This window comes from Streptomyces silaceus (assembly GCF_001419745.1).
Lineage (GTDB): Bacteria > Actinomycetota > Actinomycetes > Streptomycetales > Streptomycetaceae > Streptomyces > Streptomyces silaceus.
In genome coordinates this window covers 1-21,643 of record NZ_LIRJ01000273.1, presented here as the reverse complement: position 1 = coordinate 21,643, position 21,643 = coordinate 1, and the positions used below count along the sequence as shown (strand labels likewise).

At 72.8% G+C, this 21,643-nt stretch carries 21 protein-coding genes; 13 read left to right on the top strand and 8 right to left on the bottom strand.

What is annotated here, in order from left to right; genetic code table 11:
* Both AOK22_RS39990 and AOK22_RS24365 read right to left on the bottom strand, forming a co-directional pair.
* A partial coding sequence (locus AOK22_RS39990) for a DUF397 domain-containing protein (RefSeq protein ID WP_157872278.1) occupies positions 1–177 on the bottom strand: 177 nt, incomplete at its 3' end.
* Positions 125–985, bottom strand: coding sequence for a helix-turn-helix domain-containing protein (locus tag AOK22_RS24365; protein WP_055700847.1), 861 nt, complete (start codon positions 983–985; stop codon positions 125–127). The genes AOK22_RS24365 and AOK22_RS39990, both read right to left, overlap by 53 nt.
* Positions 986–1,122: 137 nt before the next feature.
* On the opposite strand from AOK22_RS24365, the gene AOK22_RS24360 reads away from it, so the two are divergent.
* From AOK22_RS24360 to AOK22_RS24350, 3 genes are read left to right on the top strand one after another with little or no spacing between them, the layout of a single operon-like run.
* The gene (locus tag AOK22_RS24360; RefSeq protein WP_055700846.1) at positions 1,123–1,551 is read left to right on the top strand and encodes an ATP-binding protein; all 429 of its coding nucleotides are present in this window, start codon (positions 1,123–1,125) and stop codon (positions 1,549–1,551) included.
* A 30-nt stretch (positions 1,552–1,581) separates the two neighbouring features.
* On the top strand, positions 1,582–2,016 hold the full coding sequence (locus tag AOK22_RS24355; RefSeq protein ID WP_055700845.1) for a DUF7144 family membrane protein: 435 nt from the start codon (positions 1,582–1,584) through the stop codon (positions 2,014–2,016).
* Positions 2,013–3,284, top strand: coding sequence for an ion channel protein (locus AOK22_RS24350; RefSeq protein WP_208606436.1), 1,272 nt, complete (start codon positions 2,013–2,015; stop codon positions 3,282–3,284). The genes AOK22_RS24355 and AOK22_RS24350 overlap by 4 nt, the downstream gene beginning before the upstream one ends.
* Position 3,285: 1 nt before the next feature.
* On the opposite strand, the gene AOK22_RS24345 is transcribed toward AOK22_RS24350, so the two are convergent.
* Positions 3,286–4,572, bottom strand: coding sequence for an MFS transporter (locus AOK22_RS24345; protein WP_055700844.1), 1,287 nt, complete (start codon positions 4,570–4,572; stop codon positions 3,286–3,288).
* 100 nt (positions 4,573–4,672) lie between these two features.
* Here AOK22_RS24345 and AOK22_RS24340 point away from each other — a divergent pair, with 100 nt between their 5' ends.
* Positions 4,673–5,758, top strand: a complete 1,086-nt coding sequence (locus tag AOK22_RS24340; protein WP_055700843.1) for a helix-turn-helix domain-containing protein — start codon at positions 4,673–4,675, stop codon at positions 5,756–5,758.
* A 43-nt stretch (positions 5,759–5,801) separates the two neighbouring features.
* On the opposite strand, the gene AOK22_RS24335 is transcribed toward AOK22_RS24340, so the two are convergent.
* Positions 5,802–6,710, bottom strand: a complete 909-nt coding sequence (locus AOK22_RS24335) for a LysR family transcriptional regulator (RefSeq protein WP_208606434.1) — start codon at positions 6,708–6,710, stop codon at positions 5,802–5,804.
* Between the two features lie 153 nt (positions 6,711–6,863).
* On the opposite strand from AOK22_RS24335, the gene AOK22_RS24330 reads away from it, so the two are divergent.
* A complete protein-coding gene (locus AOK22_RS24330) occupies positions 6,864–8,159 on the top strand; it encodes an SGNH/GDSL hydrolase family protein (protein ID WP_055700842.1) in 1,296 nt (431 codons plus the stop codon).
* Positions 8,156–9,598, top strand: coding sequence for an MFS transporter (locus AOK22_RS24325; protein WP_055700841.1), 1,443 nt, complete (start codon positions 8,156–8,158; stop codon positions 9,596–9,598). Before AOK22_RS24330 ends, AOK22_RS24325 begins: the two co-directional genes overlap by 4 nt.
* On the opposite strand, the gene AOK22_RS24320 is transcribed toward AOK22_RS24325, so the two are convergent.
* On the bottom strand, positions 9,583–9,960 hold the full coding sequence (locus tag AOK22_RS24320) for a hypothetical protein (RefSeq protein WP_055700840.1): 378 nt from the start codon (positions 9,958–9,960) through the stop codon (positions 9,583–9,585). The two genes, AOK22_RS24325 and AOK22_RS24320, sit on opposite strands and share 16 nt — an antisense overlap.
* A gap of 20 nt (positions 9,961–9,980) precedes the next feature.
* A complete protein-coding gene (locus AOK22_RS24315; RefSeq protein WP_055700839.1) occupies positions 9,981–10,388 on the bottom strand; it encodes an SH3 domain-containing protein in 408 nt (135 codons plus the stop codon).
* A 226-nt stretch (positions 10,389–10,614) separates the two neighbouring features.
* On the opposite strand from AOK22_RS24315, the gene AOK22_RS24310 reads away from it, so the two are divergent.
* The 5 genes from AOK22_RS24310 to AOK22_RS24290 all read left to right on the top strand — a co-directional run bounded on the left by AOK22_RS24310 (position 10,615) and on the right by AOK22_RS24290 (position 16,573).
* Complete coding sequence (locus AOK22_RS24310) at positions 10,615–11,634, top strand: ATP-binding cassette domain-containing protein (protein ID WP_055700838.1); 1,020 nt, start codon at positions 10,615–10,617, stop codon at positions 11,632–11,634.
* Entirely contained in the window at positions 11,631–12,479 is an 849-nt protein-coding gene (locus tag AOK22_RS24305; protein ID WP_055700837.1) for an ABC transporter permease, read from the top strand. The genes AOK22_RS24310 and AOK22_RS24305 overlap by 4 nt, the downstream gene beginning before the upstream one ends.
* 88 nt (positions 12,480–12,567) lie before the next feature.
* Entirely contained in the window at positions 12,568–13,422 is an 855-nt protein-coding gene (locus AOK22_RS24300) for a hypothetical protein (RefSeq protein ID WP_055700836.1), read from the top strand.
* Positions 13,423–13,526: 104 nt separating this feature from the next.
* Complete coding sequence (locus AOK22_RS24295; protein WP_055700835.1) at positions 13,527–14,543, top strand: endonuclease/exonuclease/phosphatase family protein; 1,017 nt, start codon at positions 13,527–13,529, stop codon at positions 14,541–14,543.
* Positions 14,544–14,587: 44 nt separating this feature from the next.
* Positions 14,588–16,573 carry an FUSC family protein gene (locus AOK22_RS24290; RefSeq protein ID WP_055700834.1) on the top strand — a complete coding sequence of 662 codons (1,986 nt, stop codon included), beginning with the start codon at positions 14,588–14,590 and terminating at the stop codon, positions 16,571–16,573.
* Positions 16,574–16,696: 123 nt separating this feature from the next.
* Here AOK22_RS24290 and snpA read toward each other — a convergent pair whose 3' ends face one another.
* Positions 16,697–17,365 (bottom strand): snapalysin, encoded by a 669-nt coding sequence (gene snpA / locus AOK22_RS24285; protein ID WP_055700833.1) that lies wholly within the window; start codon positions 17,363–17,365, stop codon positions 16,697–16,699.
* A gap of 222 nt (positions 17,366–17,587) precedes the next feature.
* Between snpA and AOK22_RS24280 the strand changes: the two genes are divergently transcribed.
* Together AOK22_RS24280 and AOK22_RS24275 are read left to right on the top strand one after the other, a co-directional pair.
* Positions 17,588–18,562 carry a LysR family transcriptional regulator gene (locus AOK22_RS24280; protein ID WP_055700832.1) on the top strand — a complete coding sequence of 325 codons (975 nt, stop codon included), beginning with the start codon at positions 17,588–17,590 and terminating at the stop codon, positions 18,560–18,562.
* A 188-nt stretch (positions 18,563–18,750) separates the two neighbouring features.
* Positions 18,751–19,722, top strand: a complete 972-nt coding sequence (locus tag AOK22_RS24275) for a hypothetical protein (RefSeq protein ID WP_055700831.1) — start codon at positions 18,751–18,753, stop codon at positions 19,720–19,722.
* 64 nt (positions 19,723–19,786) lie between these two features.
* Here the strand turns inward: AOK22_RS24275 and AOK22_RS24270 are convergent.
* A partial coding sequence (locus AOK22_RS24270; RefSeq protein ID WP_055700830.1) for a PhoX family protein occupies positions 19,787–21,643 on the bottom strand: 1,857 nt, incomplete at its 5' end.

Below are 21,643 nucleotides of genomic sequence, written 5' to 3'. Positions count from 1 at the left end.
GGCGTTGCACTGGGCTTGGGCGGTCTCGATGCAGTCGCCGCCGGTATCCGAGCTGTAGGACGACTTACGCCACTGCGTGCCGTTGAGGGGGGCGCACTCGATGCAGTCGCCGCCGGTGCCGCCGCTATAGGACGACTTGCGCCATCGGGCGCCCGTCAGCCTCTGGTTGGTCCCCATACCGCTCCTCCATTACGCGGGCGATCAGCACCGCCGACGCCTCCACGGAGAGGGCCGCGGCCTGCAAATGATCGTAACGGTGGGTGCAGTCCCTGACGGTCTCTGGATTGGCGAATACGTGGGCCGAACCGTAGCTCTCGGCGTAGGTGATGTCTGGGTCGCCGTCGAACCTCAGGACATTGAACGACCCTACTGTTGCCGGGTGTTGACCCGCATCGAAGGGGAGCACCTGAATCCGGACTTCCCGTCGCCCCTGGAAGTCCAACAGGTGCTGGAGTTGGCTCCGCATGACCGCACGACTGCCGAACGGTCGGTAAAGTACGCCTTCGTCCAGCACCACCCAGACCAACGGCGGACTCTCACGGCTCAAGATGCGCTGCCGCTCCATTCGCGCAGCGACGGCCTCGTCGAGCTTCTGGGACCACCCTGCCGTGAGCACCGCGCGGGCGTAGTCCTCGGTCTGGAGGAGTCCGTAGACCAACTGGGTCTGGAACGTGGAGATGTACGTCGCCCGCGCTTCCAGCTCCGCATACTGCTGGAACCACGGCGGCAACTGGCTCCGCAACACCAGCCCCACCAGCCGCGAGAACACCCCGTCCGTCCCCAGCGCCGCGTCCACCCGTTCCGAGAAGTCACGCGTGGGGACCTTCTTCGCCGTCTCGATCTGGCCCACCAGCGACCCCGTACAGAAGATGCACGAGCCCAATTGCGCCTGCTTGAGGCCCGCCGCCTCCCTCAGGCGCCGCAGCTCGGAGCCGTAGTAGTCCAGCGGGGACGCGCTGGGGTCGAGTTCGTTGATGCGGACCATGGGACGGTCACCCCCAGGCTCAAACGCGTCACGGCGTTGCTCTGACTCTGTAGCCCAGCGTAACCAGGTAACTCCACGCTGGTGACATGAATCACGTAACTCCCCATCCGCCCCTGCCCGTTCGGGGGACGTACCGGATGACCCTGACCGTCGGAGCCCACTCGGCCCGGCACCTGAGGTTCATCCTCCGTACGCATCTGGGCAGTTGGGGCATGGCCGAGCTCGCGGACGCCGCCGAGACGGCGCTGACCGAGCTGGTCGCCAACGTCGTCCGGCACGTGCCGGACCGGCGCTGCACGGTGCTGCTCCTGCGCCGCCCGCACGGGCTCCGCGCGGAGGTGTCCGACGGGTGCCCGGAGCTGCCCGCGCCGGGGGAGGCCGGGGAACTGGCCGAATCCGGGCGCGGGTTGCTGATCGTCGCGGCGGTCGCGGACCGCTGGGGCTTCGTGCCGAGACGGGACCGCCCCGGCAAGACGGCGTGGTTCGAGTGCGACGCCAAGCCGCCGGGGGCCACCCATTCGGCCCAGCCCCGCTCGCCCGGCCCTCCGGGGCGTCACACGCTGTGAGTTCCTGGTCCAGAGACGTGAGGAACGGCCATGAGCAGCGCGACCGCACCCAACAAACCGGAACGCGGCACAGGGAGCGGCGGCAGCGCCTGGGCCGCCGGCGGGACCATGTTCGCCGGGGTCCTGATGCTGGTGAACGGCGTTCTCGGGATCCTCGAAGGCATCGCGGGCATCGCGAAGGACGACGTCTACGAGCGCATCGGGGACTACGTCTACAAGTTCAACCTCACGACGTGGGGCTGGATCCACCTGGTCCTCGGCATCCTCGTGGCGATCACCGGCTACGGGATCCTCAAGGGCGCCGAGTGGGGCAGGGCGGCCGGGGTCGCGCTGGCGGCGATCGCGATCGTGGCGCAGTTCCTGTGGCTGCCGTACACGCCGGTCTGGGCGCTCATCTCCATCGCGATCGGCGTCTTCGTGATCTGGGCGCTGTGCAACGACCGCTCCGACGGCGCTCCGTCCTGACGGCCGGCATACGGGCGGCGGGCCTGACCCCGCAGGCCCGCGCGCTGGCCCCGCTGATCGTCCCGGCCCTGCTCGTCGGGGCCGGGTCGAGCCTGCTGCTGCTCGCGCTCAGCTGGGTGTCCGAGCGGCTCCAGGACGTGCTGTGGGAGCGGCTGCCGGACGTGTTCGGGGTCTCCGGGACCTCGGCCGGGTGGATCCTCGGCATGCTCACCGTGGTGGGGCTCGCCGTGGGGCTCGTGGTGTGGAAGGTGCCGGGGCACGCCGGGCCCGACCCCGCGACCACGGGGCTCGTCGATCCGCCGCTGCCGCTGCGGCTGCTGCCCGGCATCGCGCTCGCCGTGGTCATCGGTCTCGCGGGCGGCGTGAGCCTCGGCCCGGAGAACCCGATCACGGCCATCAACATCGCGCTGGCGTACGCGCTCGGCATGAAGGCGATGCCCCGCACGCCCGCCGCCGCGTGGGTGGGGCTGGCGGCGGCCGGGACGGTGGGCGCGCTCTTCGGCACGCCCGTCGCGGCGGCGCTCATCCTCTCCGAACTGTCCATGGGGGACGATCCCCGGCCACTGTGGGACCGGCTGTTCGGGCCGCTGGTGGCGGCGGGCGCGGGCGCGCTGACGACCGTGCTGATCGCGCACCCGACGTTCCGGATCGACGTGGCGGACTACACCGGGCCGCACTGGGGCGACCTGCTGTCGGCCGTCGTCATCAGCACGGGGGCGGCGGCCGTCGGGCTCGCGGCCGTGTACGCCTTCCCGCTCTGCCACACGGCCTTCCGGAGCCTGGGCCATCCCGTGCTCATGCTGACCGTGGGCGGCCTGGTGCTCGGCGCGCTGGGGGCGCTGGGCGGGCACCTGACGCTCTTCAAGGGACTGGAGGAGATGAAGGAGCTCACCGGCGAGGCGGGCGCGCACGGCGCCGGGAACCTGCTGCTGCTCGCCCTGGTGAAGCTGGCGGCGCTGGTCGTGGCGGGGTCGTGCGGGTTCCGGGGCGGCCGGATCTTCCCGGCGGTGTTCGTGGGCGTGGCCCTGGGGCTGCTCGCGCACGCCCTGGTCGACGGCGTACCGCCCGCGCTGGCCATCACGTGCGCGGTCCTCGGCATCCTCCTGGCCACGACCAGGCAGGGCTGGCTCAGCCTGTTCACGGCGGGCGTCGTGGTGATGGACATGGACCTGTTCCCCCTCCTGTGCGTGGCGGCGCTGCCGGCCTGGCTACTGGTGACGGGACGCCCGGAGATGCAGATCGAGGAGAGCGGGCACGGCACCCCGTAGGTCAGGGCACCGGCACGGTCCCCCGGTCCTTCTCGGCGGCGACGGCCGAGGCGGAGACGAGCGTCGCGGCGGCCAGACCGCCCCAGAGCGCCCCGGGCCCGTGGGGCGCGAGCCCCGTGATCACCGCCGGGGACACCGCGAGGCCGAGGCCCGTGGAGAGCTCGAACCGCGCCAGCGCCCGGCCCAGCAGCCGCGTCGGCGCCAGCACCGTCACCAGGGCCACCGCGCTGCCCGCGTAGACGATCTCGCCGAGCGTGCAGACGACGGACACCACCGCGACGGCCGCCGCGCCCCGCTCGCCGCCCAGCGAGGTCGCCGCGAGGAACCCGACGTACGACACCGCGAGCACCACACCGGCCAGCGCGAGCACGAGCCGCCGGGGGAAGCGGGACAGCAGGACGGTGACCGGGACCTGGAGGGTGACGACCAGGACCGTGTTGGTGACGAATATGGCCGCCGACCACACGGGCGACGCGTCCAGCTGCGTGACGAGGATCAACGGCAGCGCGATCTCGGGGACGTTGAGGCAGAAGACGTAGATCACGTTGGCGGCGAGCAACGCGCGCATGCGGGGCGCGGGCCCGGCGTCCCTCGCCTCGGCCGCCGCGTCGGCCGAGGGCGCGTACAGCCGGACCGACCAGGCCAGAGCCGCCGCCGCGAGATACGCGAGCCCGGTCACGGCGGCGAGCGCCCGCAGCGCGGCCGGGCCGCCCGCCAGGCACGCCATCGCGATGAGCGCGCCCACTCCGAGGGCGGCGTTGCGCAGGGCGCGGCCCGCCGCGAGCGCCGCGTCGCGCTCGCGGCCGTGGGCGACCGTGGCGACCAGCGCCGCGTGGGCCGCGGGCCAGGCCTGGTTGCCGACGCCGAGGAACAGCGCGGCCGCCCCGAACAGCCAGACGTGCCCCGCCGGAGCGGCGAGCAGCAGCGCCACGCCCACCACGCGGACCAGCATCGACGCCGCGACGACCGTGCTGCGCGCGCCCTGGTCCAGCCAGCGGCCCACGGCGGGCATGCACGCCAGGCCCGCGACGATGCCCGCGGTCATGGCGATGCCGGTGGCCGGGGCGGACAGCTCCAGGACCGTCACTCCGTAGAGCAGCAGGAAGGGCCGCAGCAGGCCGGTGCCGAGCGCGTCCACGGCCAGGGCGACGGCGTAGCGGGGGCCACCGGAGGCCCGGACGAGGGCGCGGGACCAGATCCTGGTGTTCTTCGTGCTCCCGGTGTTCTTCGTGCTCCCGGTGCGCTTCCCGGTCCTGGTGTTCTTTCCGGCGGGCGTCGTGGTGGTCATGGCGTCACACCGTGCGGGCGAAGGCCTGGCCGGGCACGTCACTTGACGCAGACCGTCAAGCGACGGTGGCGCCCGGCGGGCGGTCGACGATGCTGGAGGGATGACGTTGAGGATCGACATCAGCGGCCTGCCGCCCGAGCGGCTGCGGTTCGCCGCGTCCCCGCTGGCCGAGCTGACGGCGATGCTGCACGTGCTCGCCGAGCCGGGCCACCATCCGCAGCGCGCCGAGTGGGCCGCCGACGTCTGGGCCGGGCTGCCGCCCGAACCGGCCGAGCGGCTGCGGGAGGCGGAGTTCCTCTGGCGTTCCTCGCAGGCCGACTTCCTGCTCCCGGCCCGGCCCCGGGCCACGCTCGCCGAGGAGCTGGACGACGTGGACCGCATCGACGACGAGGCGTACGCGACGGCGGCGCTCGTCGCCACGTGCGGCGGCGGGCGGACCGGGTCCGCCACCGGGTCGCCGCTGGCCGACGCGGACGCGCGCGAGCGGGCGCTGGACCTGGCGCAGGCGCGCGGCCCGCGCCAGGAGGCCTTCGCGGAGCGGCTCCTCGCGGACCCGGCCGCCGTACGGGCCCGGGTGCGCCACACCCTCGAACAGTGCGCCGCCGCCTTCTTCGACGCGGCCTGGGCGGACGTCGTCGTCCGCATCGCCACCGATCTGCGCCTGAAGAACGACCTGGTCAGGCGCCAGGGCCTCGCGGCGGCGCTCGCGTCGGTGTCCGGCGCGGTCACGCTCGCGCCGGACGGCGGCCACATCGTCGTCGACAAGCTCCAGGACAAGTCGACCGCCGCGCAGGGCGCCGGGGTCACCTTCATCCCCAGCGTCTTCAACAGCCCGCACCTGGTGGTGGTCCACGCGCCCGGGTGGCAGCCGGTGGTGCAGTACCCGGTGGCCGAGCCGGGGCCCGCGGAGCCGGTGCCGATGGAGACGGTCACCCTGCGGCTCGAAGCGCTCGCCCATCCCCTGCGGCTGCGGCTGCTGCGGACGCTGGCGCGCGGCCCGCACACCACCGGCGAACTGGCCCACACCTGGGGCCTCTCGCTCCCCGAGGTCTCCCGCCACCTCGCCGTCCTGCGCCGCGCGGGCCTGCTGACGGCGCGGCGCGAGGGACGCTATGTCCGGCACACGCTGAACGTGCCGGACCTGACGGCGCTGGGGACGGATCTGCTGGCGGCGGTGCTGCGGTGACCGGTCCGGGGCGGCGGCGGGGAGCCGGCAGGGCTCCTGGCCGTCAGTACGGCGCCGGGCCGCCGTTCGCGGCGACGGTGTCCCGCACCGCCCGGACGAACGCCTCCGCGCGGGCGCTCAGGCCGCCCGTCCGGTGGATGAGTGCCACGTCCGCCGACGGCACGTCCCGCAGCGGGACGAAGACGACGCCGGGCCGCGCGTAGTACTTCTCCACGGACGCCACCACCGGCGAGATCCCCTGGCCCGTCGCGACCAGCGTCATCAGCTCCTGGAAGGACGCCACCGCCTGCCCCCGCCGGATCTCGCGGCCGGACGGCGTGCGGGGCGGCACGTGGAAGTCCCACCAGTAGCCGGGCGCGCCGTTCACGACGCCGAAGAACGTCTCGCCCGCCAGTTCCTCCAGGGAGACCGAGGTGCGCCCGGCGAGCGGATGGCCGAGCGGCACCGCGAGCACGCGCGGCTCGTTGATCACGACCGGGCCGACGGCGAGGTCCGGCTCCTGGACCGGCAGGCACGTGAAGAGCAGGTCGACCTCGCCGCCGCGCAGCGCGCCCAGCGGATCGTGGAACTGCGTCTCCCGCATCCGCACCTCGACGCCGGGGCAGCGCGCGCGGAACGCCGCCAGGACCGGGCCGGTCAGCGTGCCCGCGCCCGAGCCGAGGAAGCCGACGTGCAGCTCGCCGTCGACGCCCCGCGCGGCGTCCTTGGCCCGCGCCACGGCCGCGTCCATCTGCCGGTGCAGCGGCGCCAGGTCCTCGTACAGCTGACGGCCCAGCGGCGACATCCGCACCACCCGGCTGGTGCGCTCGAAGAGCGGGGCGCCGATCTTGCGCTCCAGCTTCTTGACCGTCTGGCTGACCCGGGCCTGCGAGAGCACCAGACGCTCGGCCGTACGGCCGAAGTGCAGCTCCTCGGCCAGCGTCAGGAAGGTCTCCAGCTCCTGGCGTTCCACCCCATACCCCCTGTGAACTGCATCGATAAGCGTGACCGCGGCGATCGTTGCACATCCGGCCATTGATGGCCCGGCGCGGTCGGCGGATCTTTGAGGAGTCGGGGCGGCGGCCGCCGGACCCGGCTCCTTCCTCTCAACCCACCGGAGATCCCGATGATTTCGCGTGCCCGCAAGACCCTGGTCGCCACCGCCACCGCCGCCGCGCTCGCCCTGACCGCGGGACTCGCCGTGACCGGTGCCCAGGCCGCCCCCTCCGGGAGCCACGACGGCGCGGACCGGGCGGCCGGGGCCGCCTGGAACGCCGCGTGGGCCGCCTCGCCGCAGCGCCCCAGCACCGGCTTCAGGGCCAACTGGTCGGAGTCCGGCTTCGACGGACAGACCCTGCGCCAGGTCGTCCGCGTCACCGAGGGCGGCGAGCGCGCCCGGATCCGGCTCTCCAACGCGTACGGCGCCTCCCCGCTGAGGATCGCCTCCGCCACCGTCGCGCGCACGGCGAAGGGAGCGTCGGTCGAGAAGGGATCCGTCAGACGGCTCACCTTCGACGGGAAGCGGTCGGCGACCGTCCCGGCGCGCGGTCAGCTCTCCAGCGACGCGGCCGAGCTGGACCTGGCCGCCTTCGAGTCCGTCACCGTCACCCTGCACCTAGCCGGGACGACCGGACCCGCCACCTTCCACGCCCAGTCGTTCGCGACCAGCTACCGAGCCCAGGGCGACCACACCCACGACACCGGCGCCGGGGCCTTCGGCGAGTCGACGGAGTCCTGGTACTACCTCTCGGGCGTCGACGTCAGCGGCGGCCCCGGCAAGCGGCGCGACGGCGTGGTCCTGTTCGGCGACTCCCTCACCGACGGCTTCGCGTCCTCGACCGACCGCAACCGCCGGTACTCCGACGCGCTCGCCGAGCGCCTCGCCGATGCGGGCGAGCCGCGGCCCGTCCTCAACGCCGGCATCGGCGGCAACACGGTCCTCAACGACTCGGCCTGGTACGGCGACAAGGGCACCGGCCGCTTCGCCCGCGACGCCCTCGACCTGCCCGGCGTCGGCACGGTCGTCGTCCTCGAAGGGGTCAACGACATCGGCTTCAGCGAGACCGACAAGCCCACCTACAAGCCCGCGCCGGTCGTCTCCGCCGACGAACTCATCAACGGCCACCGGAAGTTCATCCGCGCCGCGCACGCCAGGGGACTGAAGGTCGTCGGCGCCACGCTGCTGCCGTTCGGCGGCTCCGACCACTACGGCGAGCGGGCCGCCGCCGTGAGCAACAAGTTCAACCGTTGGGTGCGCACCTCTGGCGCGTACGACGGATACGTGGACTTCGACAGGGCCCTCGCCGACCCGAAGGACCCCGAGCGGATCGCGCCCGCGTACGACAGCGGCGACCACCTGCACCCGAACGACGCCGGCTACCGGGCCATGGCCCGCGCGGTGGACCTGGAGACGCTGCGATGACCGCCGTCGACACCGGCCGGGCCGGCACCGGCGCCGCCGTGCGCATGTCCCCCCGCCAGAAGCTCGTCCTGACCCTGCTCCTCGGCTCCCAGTTCATGATCGCCGTGGACTTCTCCATCCTGAACGTCGCGCTGCCCGTCGTCGGCGAGGGCCTCGGCTTCCCGCTCGCCCACCTCCAGTGGATCGCCACCTCCTTCGCGCTCGCCGCGGCCGGGTTCACGCTCCTGTTCGGCCGGATCGCCGATCTCTTCGGCCGCAAGCGCCTGTTCATCGGCGGCATGGCGCTCCTCGGCCTCTCCTCGGCGCTCGGCGGGTTCGCCACCAGTCCCGACGTCCTGCTCACCGCCCGCGTGCTGCAGGGCCTGGCGACGGCGGCGGTCACCCCGGCGGGCCTCGCCCTGCTCACCACGGCGTTCCGCGAGGGGCCGCTGCGGGACCGGGCGCTCGGCCTCAACGGCGCGCTGATGTCGGCGGGCTTCACCACCGGCGCCGTGCTCGGCGGGCTCCTGACCGAACTGCTCTCCTGGCGCTGGGCGTTCCTCGTCAACGTGCCCGTCGCGGCGGCCGTCGTCGCCCTCGCGCCGAAGCTGCTCACCGACTCGCGCCTGGTGTGCAGGCACCGCCTGGACGTGCCGGGCGCGATCACCGTCACCGGCGGGCTCCTCGCCCTCGTCCACGGCCTCACGCGGGCGGGCGAGAGCGGCTGGGCCGACCCCGTCACGGTCACCGGGCTCCTCGCGGGACTCGGGCTGCTCGTCGCCTTCTGGTACGTGGAGCAGCGCTCGGCGGCGCCGCTCGTGCCCGTCCGCATCATGCGGCGCCGCACGGTGGTCTGGGGCAACACGGCGGGCCTGATCGCCTTCGCCACGGAGACGTCCCTGGTCTTCCTGCTGACGCTGTACCTCCAGGAGGTGCTGGGCCACTCGGCGCTCGCCACCGGTCTCGCCTTCGGTGTCCTCGGGGCCGGCACGGTGGTGGGCGGCACGCTCGGCGGGCGGGCGGTGAGCCGGTTCGGCAGCCGCGCCACGATCCTCGGGGGCGGGCTCGTGCAGGCCGTCGCCACGCTGTCGCTGGTGGCGCTGGGGCCGTCGGGCGGCTGGATCTGGCTGCTGCTCGCGGCCACGTTCGTCGGCGGCGTCGGCAACATGCTGCTCATCGTGGGCTTCATGGTCACCGCCACGTCGGGCCTGCCGGACTCCGAGCAGGGCCTGGCCACGGGGCTCGCCACGATGACCCAGCAGGTCGGCATCACGCTCGGCATCCCGGTGATGAGCGCGGTCGTCGCGGCACGGACGGGGACCGCGTCCGGGGCGTCGCCGGACGCGGTCCTGTCGGGGGTGAGCGCGGCCGTGCTGGTCAACTCGCTGCTGGTGCTGGCGGGTTCAGGGGTGGCGTGGCGGGCGTTGCGCCCTTCCGCCGGGGCTCACTCCGTCGTGTAGTACCGGTAGAAGGTCGCCACGAAGACACCGGCGGCCACCACGAGGGACATGCCCACCGACCGCAGCACGGTGGCGCCGGTCAGGCTGTGGAGGAACCCGAACGCGATCCCCGCGAACGCCGTCCAGGACAGGGCGCGCAGTTCGCGGGGAAGCGCGTGCGCCCCGCGGTGCAGGGCGAAGAAGACGGCGGCGACGATCGCGCCGGTGACGACGCCGAAGAGGACGTTGCCGGTGGTGACGGGGCCGGCGTCGCGGCGGATTCCGGCGGCCCAGACGCCGTAGACGATGCCGAGGAGGACGGGGCCCGCCCAGTGCGCGGACAGGGCCCGCGAGCCGGTCGCGGCAGGTGAGGCGTGTGCCATGACGGTTCCTTCCTGATGTCCTAGTGGTTCCGCGTGCACGGGTCGTGGTGGCAGTCCCCGTCGCGCCACTGCGGGCAGGGGTCGCTGGTGCCGGAGCAGCTCGGCACGTGCCGGCCGCCGGTGTCGACGTAGGCCGCGCTCACCCAGCCGCGGACGCCGACGAGCCAGTACCAGGACGGATTGCCGTTCACGGTGCTGCCCCAGGTGGCGCATTCGACGCGGTCCTGGCTGCCGTACGGAAGTTCGGCGACGATCGACGCCGAGGTGTTCGGCTGGTCCCTGACGTGCAGATCGGGGCCCGAGACGACGGTTCCCCAGATGACTCCGCCGCTGTCGTGTGTGGGGGTCGCGGCGGTCGCCGCGACGGTGTTTCCCAAGGTCAGCAGGGTCGCGGCACCCGCTGCTGCCAGGATCGGGGCGATGCGCATGGTCGGCCTCCTCGCCCCCTCGTCCAGGAAACACCCGTTCGGCCCAGCGTTCCACCGGAGCCGAACCCGGCCTGGAATCAGCGATGAGTTTCCGGGGCGGACCCGGTCTGCCCTCATGACGGAATCGCTTCGGTTCCTCGGATCGCTTCGGTTCCTCGGATCACTTCGGTTCCTCGGATCGCTTCGATCCTTCATGGCGCGACTCCTTCGGAGAGGGCGGACGGACATGAGCAACCTGGCCATCGAGACCGCGGGTCTGGTGAAGACCTTCGGCGACAACCGCGCGGTCGACGGCATCGACCTCGCCGTCCCGGCCGGCACGGTCTACGGCGTCCTCGGGCCGAACGGCGCGGGCAAGACCACGGCGGTCAAGATGCTCGCGACGCTGCTGCGCCCCGACGGCGGCGAGGCGCACGTCTTCGGGCACGACGTGGTGCGCGAGGCGGACGCGGTCCGCGGCCGCGTCAGCCTGACCGGGCAGTACGCGTCGGTCGACGAGGACCTGACCGGCATGGAGAACCTGATCCTGCTGGCCCGCCTCACCGGGCACGCCAAGAAGGCGGCGCGCGGCCGGGCCACGCAGCTGCTGGAGGCGTTCGGGCTGACCGAGGCGGCCGGGCGGCAGGTGAAGAACTACTCCGGCGGCATGCGGCGCCGCATCGACATCGCCGCGTCCATCCTGAACACGCCCGACCTGCTCTTCCTGGACGAGCCGACGACGGGGCTCGACCCGCGCAGCCGCAACCAGGTCTGGGACATCGTGCGCGCGGTCGTCGGGCACGGCACGACGGTCCTGCTCACCACGCAGTACCTCGACGAGGCCGACCAGTTGGCGGCCCGCATCGCCGTCATCGACAAGGGGCGGGTCATCGCCGAGGGCACCAAGGGCGAGCTGAAGGCGTCGGTCGGCGCCGGCTCGGTGCACGTACGGCTGCGGGAGTCCGCGCGGCGCGAGGAGGCCGCCCGGCTGCTCGGCGCGGTGCTCGACGCGCAGGTGCAGCTGGAGCCGGACCCGGTCGCGCTGACGGCCCGCGTCGCCGCGCACGGCGAGCGGAACGGCGTGGGCGCGGCCGAGGCGGCCTCGCGCGCGCTCGCCGAGCTGGCCCGCGCGGGCATCACCGTCGACAACTTCGCGCTGGGCCAGCCCAGCCTCGACGAGGTCTTCCTCGCCCTCACCGGCTCGGACGCCGGTGCCCACTCCGCTCCGGGCACGTCGCCCGACCTGAAGGAAGAGGCCACGGCATGAGCACCGCGACCACCACCGAGAACCAGGACCTCGCGCCCGTCAGGACCGAGTCCCTCGCCGAACTCCTCATCGCCACCGAGCGCCCGCCGCGGCCGACCGCGCTGTCGGCCTGCCTCACCTTCGGCTGGCGCGCCGTCCTCAAGATCAAGCACGTGCCGGAGCAGCTGTTCGACGTCACGGCGTTCCCGATCATGATGGTGCTGATGTACACGTACCTCTTCGGAGGCGCACTCGCCGGTTCTCCCCGGGAGTACATCCAGTACCTGCTCCCCGGCATCCTGGTGATGTCGGTCGTCATGATCACGATGTACACGGGCGTCTCGGTCAACACGGACATCGAGAAGGGCGTCTTCGACCGCTTCCGTACGCTGCCGATCTGGCGCCCCTCGACGATGGTCGGCTACCTCCTGGGCGACGCCCTGCGCTACGCCATCGCCTCCGTCGTCATGCTGACCGTCGGCCTCGTCATGGGCTTCCGCCCGCACGGCGGCGTCGTCGGCGTCATCGCCGGCATCCTGGTCCTGCTGGTCTTCGCCTTCGCGTTCTCCTGGGTCTGGACGATGTTCGGCCTGCTGCTGCGCACGGAGAAGTCGGTGATGGGCGTCAGCATGATGGTCCTGTTCCCCCTGACGTTCCTGAGCGACATCTTCGTGAAGCCGGAGACGATGCCGGGCTGGCTCCAGGCCTTCGTCAACAACAACCCGGTCACCCACGTCGCTTCGACGGTCCGCTCCCTGATGGAAGGCACCTCGGCCACCACCCCCCTGATGTGGACCTTCGGCTGGTCCCTGGCCCTGGTAGCGGTATTCGGCCCGGTAACGATGCGCCTGTACAACCGCAAGTAGCGGCATCGTCCCTCTCCCGGCACCCGCCGTGCCCCATATGCAGTCCCCCCGGTCGCGCCCGCTGTGACCGGGGCCTTGCCTTGGAGGCGTGTCCAACAGTGCCCGTAGCGTCCGCAGCCTTCGTGGGGTTCTCTCCGTCGTCCTGCTCGTCCTCGCCTGTCTTCTCGTGCCCCTCGGCGCGCTCTCCACCTGGGCGAAGTACGAGATCGGGGACCGGGACAACTACGTCGCCACGATGGCGCCGCTGGCGGGCGACGGCGCGGTGCGGGGGGCCGTGGCCGACGCCGTCACCGACTCCGTGATGAAGGAGATCGACGTCGGGCCGCTGCAGGGCACGGTCGAGTCGTTCGTGCGGGACGCGGTGGAGTCCTTCACCGAGACCGCCGCCTTCCGGACCGCCTGGGACGCGGCCAACCGCGCGGCCCACGACGCCGTGCAGTCCGCCCTCAACGACGACACCAACAGCGAGGTCACCATCGACCTCGCCCCCATCACCCAGCAGATCAAGCAGCAACTCGTCGACGACGGCGTGCCGTTCGCCTCCCGGATCCCCGTGAAGCACACCGAGGTCACGATCATGCGGTCCAACGACCTCGGCAACCTCCGCCAGGCCTTCCACGCCCTCCAGACCGCCGGGATCTGGCTCCCCGTGGCGGCCGTCCTGCTCGCCGCCGCCGGCCTCTGGCTCGCCCCGCGCCGCCGGGGCGCCGCCCTCGGCACGGCCCTCGGCGCCGCGCTGGGCGCCGCCGTCCTCCTGGTCGCGGTCGCCGTGGGCCGCTCCCTCGCACTCGACGACCTGCCCGAGGACATCTCCCGGGACGCGGCGGGGGCGGTGTACGACGCGTTGACCGGGACCTTGAGGACGACGGGGTGGACCGTGGGGGCGGTCGCACTGGTGGCGGCGCTCGGGACCTGGCTGACCGGGCGGCGGCGGCACGGGTGACCCAGGGGCGCGGGGAACCGCGCAACCACCCACCGCCCCACCCCGTCCTTGAGGTCTGAGGGAGGATTCGACGAGTACGCCCCGGACGACGAGAGGCCGACGCCTTGGACAGCACGACGGCCGCCCGCGCCGCGGAGGACGACCTCGACGGGGGCGGACGGCGGCGCGGCAGCCGCGCCGCCGCATGGGGCGCGGGGCTCGTCCTCGCCGCGGTCAGCACCGTCCTCGGCTTCCGCGTCGCGGACGCGGACGGCTTCACCCCCGTCCCCCAGATCCTCGCCTTCCTGCCCTGGCTCCTCGCCCCCGCCGTCGCCGCCCTGCTGATGGCCGTGCTCGGCCGCTGGCGCGTCGGCATGGTGTGGAGCCTCGCCGTGCTGGGCCTCGTCGCCTGGTACATGGAGCCCTATGGCCGCACGGACCAGCCCGACGGGCCCGCCGTCGCCGATCTGCGCGTGATGACGTCCAACGTCGAATTCGGCCGCGGCACCGAGGGGTTGATCGAGGCGGTCCGCGCGGAGAAGCCCGACCTGCTGTTCGTGGAGGAGTGCGACCACGTCTGCTCGGCCCTCCTGCGCAAGGAACTGCCCCACGCCGACTACCCCTACCGCGCGTCCGTCGACGCGTACGGCGCCGAGGGTTCCGTCATCCTGTCCGGCCTCCCCCTGAAGAGCGCGCCCCGCATCGACGCCACCCTCGGCATGCCCGCCGCCGTCGCCGACGTGAAGGGCCACCCCGTACGGATCCAGCTCGCGCACCCCATGCCGCCCGTGCCCCGCGACGTGCGGCTGTGGCGCAAGGAGCTGGGCAAGCTCCAGGACTACGTCGCCGCCGGCAAGGGAAAGTCCACGATCGTCGCCGGGGACTTCAACGCCACCCAGGACCACGCGGCCTTCCGCGCCATCCTGGACGAGGGCGTACGCGACGCCGCCCGGCTCGCCGGATCCCCGCGCGCCCCGAGCTGGCCCGCCGCCGCGCCCTCACCGCTCGGCGCGCAGATCGACCACGTCCTCGCCACGCCCGACTTCTCCGCCCGCGACGCCCGCTTCCTGGACATCGGCGACACCGACCACCGGACCCTCGTCGTCACGCTCACCCTGCACAAAAAGGAAACGGAGCGTTGATCCTCCGGCCAGGGCAAGACACGTAAAGCGCCGATAATGGGCGCATGCCCCGAGAGTCCCGTCCCGCCCGTCCGGTCTCCCTGAGCCCGCTCGCCCCGCCCGACTGGCTGGTCAGGTCCCTCAAGCCGCAGTCCGCCCCCATCCCCTGGGCCGCCGTCGCCCGCGCCTCCGTCGCGATGGCGCTGCCGCTGGCCGTCGGCATCCTCGCCGGACAGCCCGCGTACGGCGCGCTCGCCTCGATGGGCGCCCTCTCCGGCGTCATCGGCGACACCGCCGACGCGTACCGCATGCGCATCCTCAACATCGCCGTCCCGCAGCTCTTCGGCGCCCTCGGCGTCACCCTCGGCTCGCTCGTCTTCGGGCACGGCTGGGTCGCGGTCGGCGCGGTCACCCTCGTGGCGCTGGTCTCCGGGATGATGTCGACGATCGGAGCCGTCGCCTCCGTATCGGGCCTCCTGCTGCTCCTCAACTGCGTGGTCGGCGCCGGACTCCCGATGCCGGGGCAGTGGTGGCTCGCCCCCGTCCTGATGACCAGCGGCGGCCTCCTCGTCCTCGCCCTCGCGCTGCTCGCCTGGCCGCTGCGCTCCGGCGTCCCCGAACGCGCCGCCGTCGCCGGCGCCTACCGCTCCGTGGCCGCGCTCCTCGACGCGGCGGGCACGGACGCGTACGGCGACGCGCGCGCGGCCGTGACCGTCTCGCTCAACCAGAGCTACGACCTCGTCCTCGCCCGCCGCGCCCGCGACCACGGCCGCAACCCCGAACTGGTCCGCCTCATCGCCCAGTTGAACGCGGTCACCCCGGTCGTCGAGGCCGCCCCCGCCGCCGACCAGGCCGTCCGCCACTCCGGCTGCGTGCTGCCCTCCGCCGTACCGGACGCCGTCCGCCGCATCGCCGACGCCGTCCAGCAGGGCCACACCACCCTCCCCGACTCCCGCCTCGGCATCCCCGAACCGCGCGGCAGCGCCGAACGCGCCCTCGACCAGGCCGTCCGGCACGCCGTCGAGACGCTGGAGAACCCCGACCCGCTCGCCTTCGTCGACGTCGACGACCGCCTCGGCCGCCCCGCCGCCCTGCGCGTGCGCGCCCGCCGCGCCGGGCGCAACGTCATCCTGTCCGGCGCCTCCTGGCGCTACGGCCTGCGCCTGGCCCTGTGCATCGGCATCGCCCAGGCCCTCGTCTCCCTCATCGACGTGCCCAGGTCGTACTGGGTGGCGCTGACCGTCACCTTCGTCCTCAAGCCCGACTTCGGCTCGGTCTTCTCCCGCGCCGTCCTGCGCGCGCTCGGCACCGCCGCCGGGCTCGTCCTGGCCGCCGCGGTCCTCGCCGAGGTGCCGCACGGCTGGTGGGACGTCCCCGTGATGATGCTGCTCGCGCCGCTCATCCCGGCCCTGACCACCCGCGGCTACGGCTACCAGACGGCGGCGATCACCCCGGTGATCCTGCTGCTCTCCGACATCCTCAACCACCAGGGCCTCGGCCTGGTCCTGCCACGGCTCCTCGACAGCCTGATCGGCTGCGGGATCGCGCTCGTCGCGGGGTATCTGCTCTGGCCCGAGAGCTGGGGCACGCGGATCGGGGACCGGCTCGCGGACGCGGTCGCGGACACGGCCGGGTATGTGGAGTGCGCGTTCGGCCCGGTGGACGAGCCGTCCGCCCGCGCCCGCATGCGGCGGGGCCTCTACCGCGACCTGTCCGTCATCCGCTCGGAGTTCCAGCGGGCCCTGACCGAACCGCCGCCGACCGGCACGCGCGCGGCGGCGTGGTGGCCGCTGGTCGTCGCCGTGGAGCGCATTCTCGACGCGACGACGGCGGCGAGGGTCCGTATCCGCCACGGGGCGGAGCCGCCCAAGCCCGACGAGGTGGCCGAAGTGGCCCGCGAACTCCAGGGCCTGGCGCGGGGCCTGCGCGCGTCGGACACCCTGGAGCACGTCGACGCGAACTTCACGCCGGGCCCGCAGGACAGCGTCCTGGAACCGCTCAGGCAGGAGGTGGCGGCGGCGCGGGCGATCACGTCACCCACGAGGAGATAGCCCCGAAAGGGGCCCGAAGGGACGCGGGAACAGGGGTGCCCCAAAGGGTGCGGGGAACCGCGCGGCCGGCCACAGCCGACCCGCGGTTCCCCGACGACCGTCGATCTCCGCTACAGCGACGCGCTAGCGGTCGGCGTTCACCTTGTGCAGCGCCTTCGCGAGCCCGTTGGCCCACAGCTGGTCCACCTTCGCGCGCTCCTGCGCGTCCGGCTGCGAGTTCGTGCAGGACGGGCCGGGGCCACCGCCCGACATCAGCTGGCTGCACGGCCCGTCGTACGTGTCGGGCAGACCCAGCACGTGCCCGGTCTCGTGCGTGGTGACGCGGGTCGAGTCGTACTCCTGGTTCTGGGCGTAGTCCAGGAAGACGTAGCCGTTGCCGTGCCCGTCCGTGCTCGCGTACGAGCCGCGCGGGTCGTCGCCCTCGCGGTACTCGAAGCTGGCGCCGGAGCTGCCCTCCTGGAGCTTCACGTTGGAGACCGCGGAGTTCCAGATCGAGGTGGAGCTGGCTATCTGCTGGGCGAAGGTCGGCGCGCCGGACGCGTCGTAGGTGACGGTCACGGACTTCGCGCCCGGGTTCGCCGCGCGCTTCTCGGCGACCGCCTTCACGACGGCCTCGAAGAACGCCTTGTTGTTCTTGGCCTCCTGGGCCGAACCCTGGTACTGGGCGTACGAGGCCGTGGCCGAGGTGGCCGCGGAGCTGGGCGTCGCGGTCGACGCGGAGGCCGAGGTCACGCCGAGGCCGGCGACGGAGAGGCCGAGGACGGCGGCGACGGAGAGGTAACGCTTGTTCATGTGTGGGGGGCTCCCTACTCGTTCGACGACCACGTGGGGGCGGTCGATGAAAGGTGAACGGCTCGGTGCCTGTGAGTGTCGGGGAGCATGAGGCGCGTGGGGATGATGGCAATCGGCGATAGCACGGACCTATCACCCGGTCCCGGCCTGCCCAGAACGGCTGGTTCTCGTGGGGTTTGGGCGTCTGGTGCGGTGGCCGTGGCGCCTCTACGCTCATCGACCATGGAGCTCGAGGTCAGGCACCTCCGCGCGCTGTGCGCCATCGCCGACACCGGCAGCCTGCACAAGGCCGCCCGGCAACTCGGCATGAGCCAGCCCTCGTTGACGACCCAGCTGCGACGCATCGAGAACGCGCTCGGCGGCCAGCTCTTCGCCCGCGAGCGCACCGGGTGCCGCCCGACGCAGCTCGGCCGGGTGGTCCTGAGCCGCGCCCGTCCCCTCGTCACGGAGATGCGGGCGCTGGTCACCGAGACCAAGGCGGCCGCCGCCCGCGCCGCCGAGGGCCCGCACCTGCGCATCGGCTCCACGGCCAGCCGGGCCATACCGGGCTGGCTGCGCCGGCTGCGCGTACGCCTGCCCGGCACCGAGACCTCGCTCCAGATGGACGTCTCCGCCAACGCGCTGCTGCGCATGGTGGCGGCGGGCCAGCTCGACGTGGCGTTCGTGCACGAGGTGGAGGGCTGCCCGCTGCGGCTGCCCGAGTCGCTCCGAAGACGGGTGCTGGTCGACCGCGAGCCCCAGTTCGTCTCCCTCGCCGCCGACCATCCCGCGGCGGACCGTCCCGTCGTACGCCTCTCGGACCTCGCGGAGGACCGGTGGATGGTGGACCCGACGGTCGACGGCGAGTGGGACGGTCTGCGCCGCGTCCTGACCGCGGCCGGGCTCAACCCCCGTGTCCTGCACGGCGACTACCTCACGGCGGCGTCCCTCGTCGCCACCGGCGAGGTCGTCACCCTCTGCCAGCCGACCTCGCTCGCCCGGCCCGACATGGCGGTACGCCCCCTCTACGGCGACCCCCTCGGCGTGCGCCTCATCGTGGCGGCGCGCACGGAGGACGAGATCGACGCGGTGTACGGCGAGCTGGAGGCCTCCTACTGGGAGGCGGCGGGCCAGGCGCACGCCTATACGGAGTGGCTCCTGCGGGCCGGCGACCCGCGCGGAACGACCGGCGGGACCTTGGTCCCCGCCACTCGGTGACCTTCGGCAAAACAGCCCCTGACCTGCACTTTTGCCCGCTTTACGGTTCCGCGTGACGGTCTGCGGCCACTTGTTACATTCCCTACGGATGACGCACACATGGCGCCCGTAACTTCATGTCTGTCGCCACCGCAAAGGGGCACAAAGACGGACAGCTCGACCATTCAGCAACGAGGGAAGTCACCGCCATGCGCGCCACCCGCCGTACCTTCCGTACCGCCGCCATCGCCACCGGGGCCATCGCCGCTCTCGCCGTCCCCACCACGGCCGCCTTCGCCGCGGACGGGCCGTCGGCCCCGCAGGGCCAGGTCGCCGCGGGTGACCAGACCGGCACCACCGACCAGACGGGCACCGCCGACCAGACGGGTCAGGACCAGACCGGTCAGGACCAGACGGGCAAGGACCAGACCGGCAAGGACCAGACCGGCAAGGACCAGACCGGTCAGGACAAGTCCAAGGACCAGGACAAGCAGACCGACAAGGACACCCCGAAGCCCGGCAGCTGGGAGTCGAAGGGCACCACCAGCCTCGGCAACGGCTGGTCCGCGAAGGTCGACGTCAACGCGTCCGCCCGCACCGCCAAGGCGGCGATCTCGCAGAACGGCGCGGCGAAGGGCTCGCTCACCGCGTACGAGAAGTCCTCCACCACGACGATCGACGGCAACACCTTCACGCTGTCGCCCGACGGCACCGTCACCATGAAGGCCAAGCCCACCCCGCCGAAGCCGGTCGACAAGCGGGTCTTCGTCCGTGACGCGAAGCTGGCCGACGGCTCCACCGCGAAGATCTACAAGCTCGGCCCCAACCACTACCAGGCCGACATCATCGCGAACGGCGTCAAGCTGGACACCCTGGACGCCAACGGCAAGGCCGCGCACGGCCAGAACAACGGTCTGCACGTCACCCTGAACCCGGACGGCACCATCAAGTCCTGGGTCGAGGGCAAGAACAACGGCCACACCACGCAGCCCAAGCACGACGTCCGCAAGGACTCGAACCGGGTCGTCCCGAAGGGCGGCGTCAAGGCCGGCGCCGACGGCGTCGACCCGGGCTCCTCGGACGACGCCCCGCTGATCGCGGCGGGCAGCGGCATGGCGGCGATCGGCGCGGCCGGCCTCGGCTTCGCGATGTACCGCCGCAAGCAGAACAACGGAGCCTGATCAGGCAGGAGCAGGACGATGGGGCACCCCGCGACCGCGGGGTGCCCCATCTGCGTACGTACGGTCAGACGCCGATGTCGCAGCCGTCCTCGCGCCACACCGAGACGACCGACGGGCGGACGATCGTGCCGGGTCCGTCGGGCCAGACGCTCGCCGGCTTCTCGACGGAGGCGCCGTCGACCTCGCCCGGGTGCTGCACGGCGACGAGCACGCGCCGGTCCTGGACGAGCGGGCCGCAGGTCTCGGCGCCGGTCGGCATGGTCAGGAACTGCTTGAGCTCACCGCGCCGCTCACCGCGCGTGGCGACCCCGAACAGGCCGTCGTGCGAGCCGAGTTGGTTGCCGTCGGTGGACAGCCACAGGTTGCCGTGCGGGTCGAAGGCGACGTTGTCCGGGCAGGAGATCGGGGAGACCCGGTCCTTGGGGAAGCCCGCGAAGTACGTCGAGGGGTCGTCCGGGTCACCGGCGACCAGGAAGAGCGACCAGGCGAAGGTGGTCGCCTCGGCCCGGTTGCGGCGCTCGGTCAGCTCCAGGACCTGCCCGTGCTTGTTGAGGTTGCGCGGGTTGGCCTCGTCGGCGCCGGCCTTGCCCGCCTTGCCGCGGTCGGAGTTGTTGGTGAGCGCGACGTACACCTTGCCGGTGTGCGGCGACGGCTCGATGTCCTCGGGGCGGTCCATCTTCGTGGCGCCGACCTTGTCCCCGGCCAGGCGCGTGAAGACGTAGACCTCCTCGGCGGTCATGCCGTCGACGTGGCTGACGGCGTGGCCGCCGGGACCGGCGGTGGCGAGCGGGATCCAGGTGCCGCTGCCGTCGAACTCGCCGTCGGCGGGCAGCGTGCCCTTGCCGTCGATCTCCTCGGCCGGGGAGTCGCCGGTGAGCCTGGCCACGTACAGGGTGCCCTCGTCGAGGAGGGTGAGGTTGTGCTCGTGCGCGGCGCGCGAGCCGCCCTTGGCCATGCGCTTGCTGCCGACGAACTTGTAGAAGTAGTCGAACTTCTCGTCGTCGCCCATGTAGACGACCGGACGGCCGTCGTGGGTCAGGCGGGGCTGCGCGGCCTCGTGCTTGAAGCGGCCGAGCGCGGTGCGCTTGCGCGGGGTGGACTCCGGGTCGTACGGGTCCAGTTCCACGACCCAGCCGAACCGGTTGGCCTCGTTCGGCTCCTTGGCCAGATCGAAGCGGTCGTCGAACCGCTCCCACTTGCGCTCGGAGGCGGCGCCGACGACGCCGTACCGCTTCAGCCGCGCGGCGGCCTTCGGGTCCGTCACCTTCTCGGCGTTGGCGAAGTACTGGTTGAAGTTCTCCTCGCCGTGCAGCGTCGTGCCCCAAGGGGTCGTGCCGCCGGAGCAGTTGTTGAGCGTGCCGAGGACGGTGGTGCCGCGCGGGTCGGCCTTCGTGCGGACGAGGTCGCTGCCCGCGGCGGGGCCGGTGAGGCGGAACCGGGAGGTCGCGGTGAGGCGCCGGTTGAGGTGGTGCCGGGAGACGGCGCGCAGCTTGCCGCTGCGCCGCTCGCCCTCGACCACGACGACGGACAGGCCGTGGGCCGCCCAGGCGATCTCGACCTGCTCGCGGGTCGGGTTCTCGGGGTCGTACCCCTTGAACATCAGGATCTCGTCCGTGTACTCGTGGTTGGCGACGAGGACCTGACGGTGGTGCTCGCCGCGCAGCGGGAGCAGGCTCAGGAAGTCGTTGTTGTAGCCGAACTGGCCGGCCTGCGCCTTCGCGCTCTGCCGGTCGGCGTCGAAGGCCGGCGCGCCGCGCAGGATGGGCTCGCCCCAGCGGATGACGACGTTCTGGCCGTAGCCGGTGGGCACGGTGACGGTGTCGGCGGTGTTCGGCGCGACGGGCGTGAAGCGCAGTCCGCGCGCGCCCTTGCTCTTGCCGGGCTTGCCGTGGCGGCCGCTCGCGGGGGCGGCGACGGCCTC